Origin of the sequence: Nocardiopsis sp. TNDT3 (assembly GCF_003427465.1) — a bacterium.
GTDB lineage: Bacteria > Actinomycetota > Actinomycetes > Streptosporangiales > Streptosporangiaceae > Nocardiopsis > Nocardiopsis dassonvillei.
The window spans coordinates 1-8,330 of record NZ_QPFC01000840.1; the positions used below are offsets into that span (position 1 = coordinate 1).

An 8,330-nucleotide genomic window follows, 5' to 3' on the forward strand; every position below is an offset into this window, starting at 1 on the left:
GGCGCGGACCGCGCCGCCGCCCTTCACCCCGAGGGAGCACCATGGCCGAGAGCGGCGTCGTGGTCGTCGACAAGCCCGCCGACTGGACCTCGCACGACGTGGTCGCCAGGACGCGCGGGCTCGCGCGCACCCGCAGGGTCGGCCACGCGGGGACCCTGGACCCGATGGCCACCGGGGTCCTGGTGCTGGGCATCGAGAAGGGCACCAAGCTCCTGGGCCACCTGACCCTGACGGAGAAGGTCTACGAGGCGACGATCCGCCTCGGTCTGACGACCAACACCGACGACGCCGAGGGCGAGCCCCTCGTGCGCGCGGACGCCTCCGGGGTCGGAGAGGAGGCCGTGCGCGCCGCCGTCGGCAGGCTCACCGGGCAGATCCAGCAGGTTCCGCCCCAGGTCAGCGCGATCAAGGTGGACGGCAAGCGCGCCTACAAGTCGGCGCGCGAGGGCAAGGAGGTGGCCCTCAAGGCCCGCACGGTCACCGTCGCGGAGTTCACGGTCACCGACGTGCGCCGGGTCCTTGACGCCGACGGGGAGTTCGTGGACGTGGACGCCTCCGTCACCTGCTCCAGCGGCACCTACATCCGTGCGCTGGCCCGTGACATGGGCGCCGACCTGGGCGTGGGCGGGCACCTGACGGCGCTGCGGCGTACCAGGGTGGGCCCCTACGACCTGTCCCGGGCGCGCACGCTGGACGAGCTGGCCGAGGAGTTCACGCAGGTCCCGCTGGCCGAGGCCGTGGCCGCGGCCTTCCCGGCGCGCGCCCTGAGCGGGGACGAGGAGCAGCGGATCCGGCACGGCAACCGGATCGAGCCGGACGGGTCCGGAAGCGGCCCGGTCGGCCTCTTCGCCCAGGACGGCCGCGTCATCGCCCTGGGGGAGAACCGCCGCGACCACATGAAGCCCGTGGTGGTCTTCGAACCCGCCTGACACCGCGCGGACCCGCCCGGTCAGGCGGTCCCCAGGAACCGGGCGAGGGCCGCGGTCAGCTCGCCGGGGCGTTCCACGGACGGCAGGTGGCCGGTGTCGGGCATCTCCAGCAGCCGCGCCCCGGGCACGCCCCCGGCGTACAGGTCCGCGACCTCCCGTACCTGGGCGATCTCCGACATCCCCTTCACCACCAGCGTCGGCACGGCGATCTCGCCCAGGCGGTCGCTGGCTGGCCGCTCCGGCCAGCGGGTGGTGGCGACCGGCCCGGACCACTCGCGGGCGAACATCTCGCGCAGCATGAGCAGCACCAGGTCCCAGGCCTCCGGCGGCAGGTCCTCGGGCACCCGCCCGGGGCCCAGCACCATGAACCGGGCCTGGGCCTCGGCCATCGCCGCCACGTCCCCGGGATCGGGGTCGGCGCGTCCCGCCCGGTACACCTCCAGGCGTTCGTGGGGGACGGCGCCCAGCACCATCTTGCGCGCCTCGCGCACGAAGACCTCCGGCCACTCGTGCCCTGACATCCCCGGACAGACCAGGGCCAGTGCCCCCACCCGTTCCGGGGCGGCCAGCGCCGCGTCCACGCAGTAGGCGCCCCCGAAGGAGGCGCCGACCAGGGTCGCCCGGTCGATCTCCAGGGCGTCCATGAGGGCCAGCAGGTCCTCGTGGTGGTCGACGGGGCCCTCGTGGTCGGCGGAGCCGCCGTGGCCGCGCCAGTCGTAGCGGACCACCCGGTGGGTCTTCGCGAACTCGGTGAACTGGTGGTCCCACATGCGCCGGTCGGCCACACCGGCGTGCACGAAAACGATCGCGGGACCGGAACCGGCCTCGTCGTACGCCAGTCGGGTCGCACCCGTGTCGATCATCGCCATCGGTGCACGGTAACCGCCCCGCGCACGTGTGCCAACCCGGCTCCGCCGCGGGCGGAGCGGCCGGGCGCGCGCCCGGGCCTCAGCCGCGGCGGAGCCCGGCGTCCTCCAGTTCCTCCCGGGCGACGGGACTTCCCGTAACCGCCATACGAAGAGAGCGGACTGGCGTGAATGATGTACAACCCGCGACACGATTGGCTGGAATTCACGCCATGACGACGCTTCCGCTGGCCGAGGCCAGAAACAACCTGTCCAAGATCGTCGATGAGGTGGAGAGAACGCACGACGCCGTCACCATCACCCGCAACGGCAGGCCCAGTGCCGTGGTGATCTCCGTGGACGACTACGAGTCGATGATGGAGACCTTCGCCCTTCTGGACAGTCCGGAGGAGCAGGCGAGTCTGGCCCGGGCGAAGGAGGAGTACGAACGCGGGGACGTGGTCACCGGTGACGAGATGGCCGAGCTCATGCGAGAACGTGCGCGCAGGGAGACGGAAACGTGAGCGACCGGTACGAAATCGTCCTGGCCCGTACCGCGCGCCGTGCCCTGTCCGAGACGTTGCCTGACAAGGTGGCCACGGCGGCATGGGAGCTGATTCGGGGAGACCTCAGGGAGAACCCCCGCAAAGTGGGGAAACGACTCAATCCCCCCTACGGTCAGGAACGGGTCGCCCGCCGTGCCACTTACAGGATTCGATTCGGCATAGACGACGATAAGGGCGTCATCGTCGTCTGCGACATTCGGGGGCGGGCCGACGCCTACCACTACTCGGTCGGGCGCTGACCTTCGGTATCCGCTGGAGCGGTGGTCCGGCGTGTGCTGGGCCACACACCCCTTGTGTCGGTGGGGGACCCGCGGACGTGGCACCCTTGGTTCGTGCGGGTTCCGGGCGCGCTGGGCGCCACGGGCTCCGCGCGGACCACGAGCAGCGACGAGCAGGGGAGCCGGACGTGCGGCGATGGGACGGGCTGGAGGGCGTTCTCTCCGGGTGGGGGCGCTCCGTGGTGGCGGTCGGCGTGTTCGACGGAGTGCACCGTGGCCACCAGGCCATCCTGGAGACCGCGGTCGGGCACGGGCGCGAACTCGGCCTCCCGGTCACCGTGGTGACCTTCGACCCCCACCCGCAGACGGTGCTGCGCGGCACCACCCCGCCGGTGCTCACCCCCCTGGAGCGGCGGGTGGAGCTGCTGACCGAGTACGGCGCCGACGCCGTGTGCGTCCTGCCCTTCACCAAGGACCTGTCCTCCCTGACCCCGGAGGAGTTCGTCCAGCGCGTCCTGGTCGACCGCCTGCACGCCGCGGCCGTGGTCGTGGGCGAGGACTTCCGCTTCGGCCACCGCGCCTCGGGCGACGTCGCCGCGCTGGCCGCGCTGGGCGCCGAGTACGGCTTCACCGCCGACGGGGTCGCCCTGGTCGCGGACGGCGACACCATCACCTCCACGCGCGTGCGGGGGCTGCTCGCCGAGGGCGACGTGGCCGGGGCCGCCGAGCTGCTGGGCCGCCCGCACCGGGTCGGGGGCGAGGTCGTGCACGGCGCCGCGCGCGGCCGCGAGCTGCTGGGCTTCCCCACCGCCAACATGGACCTGCTCCCCGACACCGCCGTCCCCGGCGACGGCGTCTACGCGGGCTGGCTCCACCGCTCCGAGCCCGCCCCGGGGCAGGAGTCGCGCTGGCCCGCCGCCATCTCCGTGGGCAGCAACCCCACGTTCGACGGCGCCGAGCGCACCGTGGAGGCCTACGCCCTGGACCGCGACGACCTGGACCTGTACGGGCTGCGCATGACGGTGGACTTCACGGTGCACATCCGCGGTCAGGAGCGCTTCGACAGCATCGACGAGCTGATCGTCGCCATGCGCCGGGACGTCGACCGCTGCCGCGAGGTCCTGCGCGCCGGGTAGGGCGCGGAGCGGGGGAGACCCCACCCGTGCCCGGCCACGGTCCGCCACCTCGTGCTCTGCGGTAGGGTGGTCGTTGTCCACGTGTGCCCACGGCCGGTCGCCTCCGCGCGTACCGTCGCCGGGGGAGCGCGGCGCACCCACGCCGTCGGCGGCGGGCCGCGCACCACACGCGACGGTGACTGTTCGTACGCGCGGTCACCGCGTCTGTTCCCGGTCGCGCACCGGGTTCCACACCGCGTACCGACTTTCCAGTGAAGGAGCGACGTGTCGATCGACACCGCCACCAAAGAGAAGATCATCGCCGAGTACGCCACCGGCGAGGGTGACACCGGTTCCCCCGAGGTCCAGGTCGCGCTGCTCACGCACCGCATCACCGAGCTGACCGAGCACCTCAAGGGCCACAAGCACGACCACCACAGCCGCCGCGGCCTGCTGCTGATGGTCGGTCGCCGCCGCCGTCTGCTCAAGTACATCGCCAAGCAGGACATCACCCGCTACCGCTCGCTCATCGAGCGTCTGGGTCTGCGCCGCTAGGTTGTCGGCGGGAGTGGCTTCGGCCGCTCCCGCTTTGTTAGTAAGGTGTGACACGACGGTGGTCATGCGCCGCCGTCCACCCCGGTTCCACAGTGAGAACCACCCGCTCCCCACCCCGGCGCAGAGTCGGGGCCGGTCCTCGGTAGTGGTCCCCGGACATTCCCCTCAGGGCATGCCGTGGGCTTCGATCGATGACCGGCCGTCATCAACTCCGGGGCACGGACGCGGGAAGACGAACAACGAGCGCCGGCACGCCTCGCGTGCCGGGCGCCACGAACGCGAACACGTGTAGTAGGAGGTCGCCCATGGAGGGCGTGTACTCGGCCGAAGCCGTCATCGACAACGGCTCCTTCGGCACCCGCACCATCCGCTTCGAGACCGGTCGCCTGGCCCGCCAGGCCGCCGGATCGGCCACGGTGTACCTGGACGACGAGACGGTCGTCCTGTCCGCCACCACCGCCTCGAAGCGCCCCAAGGAGAACCTCGACTTCTTCCCCCTGACGGTGGACGTCGAGGAGCGCATGTACGCCGCGGGCCGCATCCCCGGCTCCTTCTTCCGGCGTGAGGGCCGTCCCTCCGAGGACGCCATCCTCACCTGCCGCCTGATCGACCGGCCGCTGCGCCCGTCGTTCAGGAAGGGCCTGCGCAACGAGATCCAGATCGTCGAGACGGTCCTGGCCCTGCACCCCGAGCACCTGTACGACGTCGTCGCCATCAACGCGGCCTCGATGTCCACCCAGATCGCCGGGCTGCCCTTCTCCGGCCCGATCGGCGGCGTGCGCGTCGCCCTCATCGACGGCCAGTGGGTGGGCTTCCCGACCCACGCCGAGCTGGAGAACGCCACCTTCGACATGGTGGTCGCCGGTCGCGTCCTGGCCGACGGCGACGTCGCCATCATGATGGTGGAGGCCGAGTCCACGGTCCGCACCCTCAAGCTGGTCGCCGAGGGGGCCGTCGGCCCCAACGAGCAGACCGTCGCCGAGGGCCTGGAGGCCGCCAAGCCCTTCATCAAGGTCCTGTGCAAGGCCCAGCAGGCCGTCGCCGACCAGACCAGCCGCGAGCAGGGCGAGTTCCCGATCTTCCTCGACTACGAGGACGACGTGTACGCCGCCGTCGAGGGCGCCGTCCGCGAGGAGCTGTCCAAGGCGCTGACCATCGCGGACAAGCAGGACCGCGAGGCCGAGCTGGACCGCGTCAAGGCCTCGGCCGCCGAGAAGCTCGCCGAGGACTTCGAGGGCCGCGAGAAGGAGATCGGCGCCGCCTTCCGCTCCCTGAGCAAGCAGCTCATGCGCGAGCGCGTGCTGCGCGACGGGATCCGCATCGACGGCCGCGGCCCCAAGGACATCCGCCAGCTGAGCGCCGAGGTCGGCGTCCTGCCGCGGGTGCACGGCTCGGCCCTCTTCGAGCGCGGCGAGACCCAGATCATGGGTGTCACCACGCTCAACATGCTGCGCATGGAGCAGACGGTTGACACGCTCAACCCGGACAAGACCAAGCGCTACATGCACAACTACAACTTCCCGCCCTACTCCACCGGTGAGACCGGTCGGGTGGGCTCGCCCAAGCGGCGCGAGATCGGGCACGGCGCCCTCGCCGAGCGCGCCCTGCTCCCGGTCCTGCCCGCCCGCGAGGAGTTCCCCTACGCCATCCGTCAGGTGTCGGAGGCCCTGGGCTCCAACGGCTCCACCTCGATGGGTTCGGTCTGCGCCTCCACCATGTCCCTGATGGCGGCCGGCGTGCCCCTCAAGGAGATGGTGTCGGGCATCGCCATGGGCCTGATCAGCGAGGGCGACGAGTTCGTCACCCTCACCGACATCCTGGGCGCCGAGGACGCGTTCGGCGACATGGACTTCAAGGTCGCCGGTACCCGCGAGCTCATCACGGCCCTGCAGCTGGACACCAAGCTCGACGGCATCCCCGCCGAGCAGCTGGCGCTCGCGCTCCAGCAGGCCCGCGGCGCCCGCCTGGCCATCCTCGACGTCATGCAGGAGGCCATCGAGCGCCCGGCCGAGATGAGCCCGAACGCTCCGCGCATCCTCACCGTCAAGGTCCCGGTGGAGAAGATCGGCGAGGTCATCGGCCCCAAGGGCAAGATGATCAACTCGATCCAGGACGACACCGGCGCCGAGATCACCATCGAGGACGACGGCACGATCTACATCGGCGCCACCGACGGCCCCTCGGCCGAGGCCGCGCGGGACACGATCAACCAGATCGCCAACCCGACGATGCCCGAGGTCGGCGACCGCTACCTGGGCACCGTCGTCAAGACGACCACGTTCGGCGCGTTCGTGTCGCTGCTGCCCGGCAAGGACGGCCTGCTGCACATCTCGCAGATCCGCAAGCTGCACGGCGGCAAGCGGATCGAGAACCTCGACGACGTGATCAGCATCGGCGAGAAGATCCAGGTCGAGATCCGCGAGATCGACGACCGCGGCAAGCTGTCGCTGGTCCCGGTCGAGGTCGTGGAGGCCGAGTCGGCCCAGGCCGCTCCTGCGGCTCCCGCCGCTGAGGACGAGGGCTCCCCGGCCGAGGAGGACGGCGGCGACAAGAACGGCGGGGACGCCCCGCGCCGTCGCCGCCGCCGCAGCTCGGGCGGGCGTTCGGAGAACACCTGATCCTGACCGACGCCGGGGCGGTCGCACCTTGGGTGCGGCCGCCCCGGCGCGTATCCTCGGCCGGAACCGCCGGGTGGACCGGCCACCGACGTCCCGACGAAGAAGAAGGATCCATGAGCTCTGTCCCCATCGCCGCCGAGCAGGACCCGGACACGACCGTGACGCTGCTGGAGCCGGACGGCGGTACCGGACTGGTGCGCCGCACGGTGCTCCCCGGCGGCCTGCGCGTGGTCACCGAGGCCGTGCCGGGCGTGCGCTCCGCCGCGTTCGGGATCTCGGCGACCACGGGTTCCCGCGACGAGGACTCCGCGCACGCGGGCTCGGCGCACTTCCTGGAGCACCTGCTGTTCAAGGGGACCAAGGAGCGCTCGGCGCTGGAGATCTCCGCGCTGCTGGACGGTGTGGGCGCCGACCACAACGCCTACACCACCAAGGAGCACACCTGCTACTACGCGAAGGTGCTCGACCGCGACCTGCCGCTGGCCGTCGACGTCATCGGTGACATGGTGGCCAACTCGGTGCTCGACGAGGGCGAGGTGGAGACCGAGCGGGGCGTGATCCTGGAGGAGATCGCCATGTACGAGGACGAGCCCGCCGACCTGGTGGACGACGTCTTCGCGGCGCACTTCTTCGGCGACTCGCCGCTGGGCCGACCGATCCTGGGCACCACCGACACCATCGAGGCGCTCTCCCGCGACCGCATCGCCGAGCAGTACCGCGACGCCTACGTGCCCGGCGAGCTGATCGTGACCGCGGCGGGCAGCCTGGACCACGACCGGGTGGTGGAGCAGGTCCGCGCGCTGTTCGCCGAGCACTCGGCCGCCGCCGGGGACGCCCGCCCCGCGCGTCCCCGCATCGGCGGCTCGCCGGTCGCCACCTACGGCGGCACGGTGGTGCAGTCGCGCGAGACCGAGCAGGCGCACATCATCCTGGGGTCGGAGGGGCTCTGCCGCACCGACCCGCGGTGGCACGCGCTGCGGCTGCTCAGCGCAGCCCTGGGCGGCGGGATGTCCTCGCGCCTGTTCCAGGAGGTGCGCGAGAAGCGCGGCCTGGCCTACGCGGTGCACGCCTACAACGCCGACTACGCCGACACCGGCAGCTTCCAGATCTACGCGGGCTGCCTGCCGGACAAGGCCGACGAGGTCATCGGGGTGTGCCGCGAGGAACTGGCGAAGGTGGCCGCCTCGGGCATCACCGAGGAGGAGCTGGCCCGGGCCAAGGGCCAGATCCAGGGGTCGCTGGTGCTGGGCAGCGAGGGCACCAACGCGAGGATGGGGCGGCTGCTCTCGCACGAGCTGAACAGGCCCGGGCACTACTCGATCGACGAGAGCCTGGCGCTGTTCGACGCGGTGACCGGCGCGGAGGTGGCCGAGGTGGCCGCCGACCTGCTGTCGCGGCCGCGCGCGCTGGCCGTGATCGGCCCCTACGCGGCCGACCGGGTCTTCTGACCGGAGGGCCGGGAACGGCGCCGCTGTGACGTACAC

General features: G+C 71.7%; 8 protein-coding genes. 7 read left to right on the forward strand and 1 reads right to left on the reverse strand.

The annotated features are described in order from the left end of the window. Positions 1-41: 41 nt before the first annotated feature. The gene (truB, locus tag DQW06_RS20285; RefSeq protein WP_019607980.1) at positions 42-929 is read left to right on the forward strand and encodes a tRNA pseudouridine(55) synthase TruB; all 888 of its coding nucleotides are present in this window, start codon (positions 42-44) and stop codon (positions 927-929) included. Positions 930-949: 20 nt separating this feature from the next. Here the strand turns inward: truB and DQW06_RS20290 are convergent, their stop codons facing one another. Next, on the reverse strand, positions 950-1,798 hold the full coding sequence (locus DQW06_RS20290; RefSeq protein WP_013154596.1) for an alpha/beta fold hydrolase: 849 nt from the start codon (positions 1,796-1,798) through the stop codon (positions 950-952). Between the two features lie 209 nt (positions 1,799-2,007). Between DQW06_RS20290 and DQW06_RS20295 the strand changes: the two genes are divergently transcribed. The 6 genes from DQW06_RS20295 (at position 2,008) to DQW06_RS20320 (ending at position 8,294) form a co-directional block, all read left to right on the forward strand. Beyond that, the gene (locus DQW06_RS20295) at positions 2,008-2,298 is read left to right on the forward strand and encodes a type II toxin-antitoxin system Phd/YefM family antitoxin (protein ID WP_013154595.1); all 291 of its coding nucleotides are present in this window, start codon (positions 2,008-2,010) and stop codon (positions 2,296-2,298) included. After that, complete coding sequence (locus tag DQW06_RS20300; protein WP_013154594.1) at positions 2,295-2,579, forward strand: type II toxin-antitoxin system RelE/ParE family toxin; 285 nt, start codon at positions 2,295-2,297, stop codon at positions 2,577-2,579. Before DQW06_RS20295 ends, DQW06_RS20300 begins: the two co-directional genes overlap by 4 nt. 167 nt (positions 2,580-2,746) lie before the next feature. Then, positions 2,747-3,694, forward strand: a complete 948-nt coding sequence (locus tag DQW06_RS20305; RefSeq protein WP_117199115.1) for a bifunctional riboflavin kinase/FAD synthetase — start codon at positions 2,747-2,749, stop codon at positions 3,692-3,694. A 264-nt stretch (positions 3,695-3,958) separates the two neighbouring features. Continuing rightward, on the forward strand, positions 3,959-4,228 hold the full coding sequence (gene rpsO, locus DQW06_RS20310) for a 30S ribosomal protein S15 (protein ID WP_013154592.1): 270 nt from the start codon (positions 3,959-3,961) through the stop codon (positions 4,226-4,228). 305 nt (positions 4,229-4,533) lie between these two features. Next, positions 4,534-6,846 carry a polyribonucleotide nucleotidyltransferase gene (locus DQW06_RS20315; protein WP_071622628.1) on the forward strand — a complete coding sequence of 771 codons (2,313 nt, stop codon included), beginning with the start codon at positions 4,534-4,536 and terminating at the stop codon, positions 6,844-6,846. Positions 6,847-6,959: 113 nt separating this feature from the next. Further along, positions 6,960-8,294: a pitrilysin family protein gene (locus DQW06_RS20320; protein ID WP_013154590.1), complete on the forward strand. Its 1,335-nt coding sequence runs from the start codon at positions 6,960-6,962 to the stop codon at positions 8,292-8,294. The last annotated feature ends 36 nt before the right edge of the window (positions 8,295-8,330 follow it).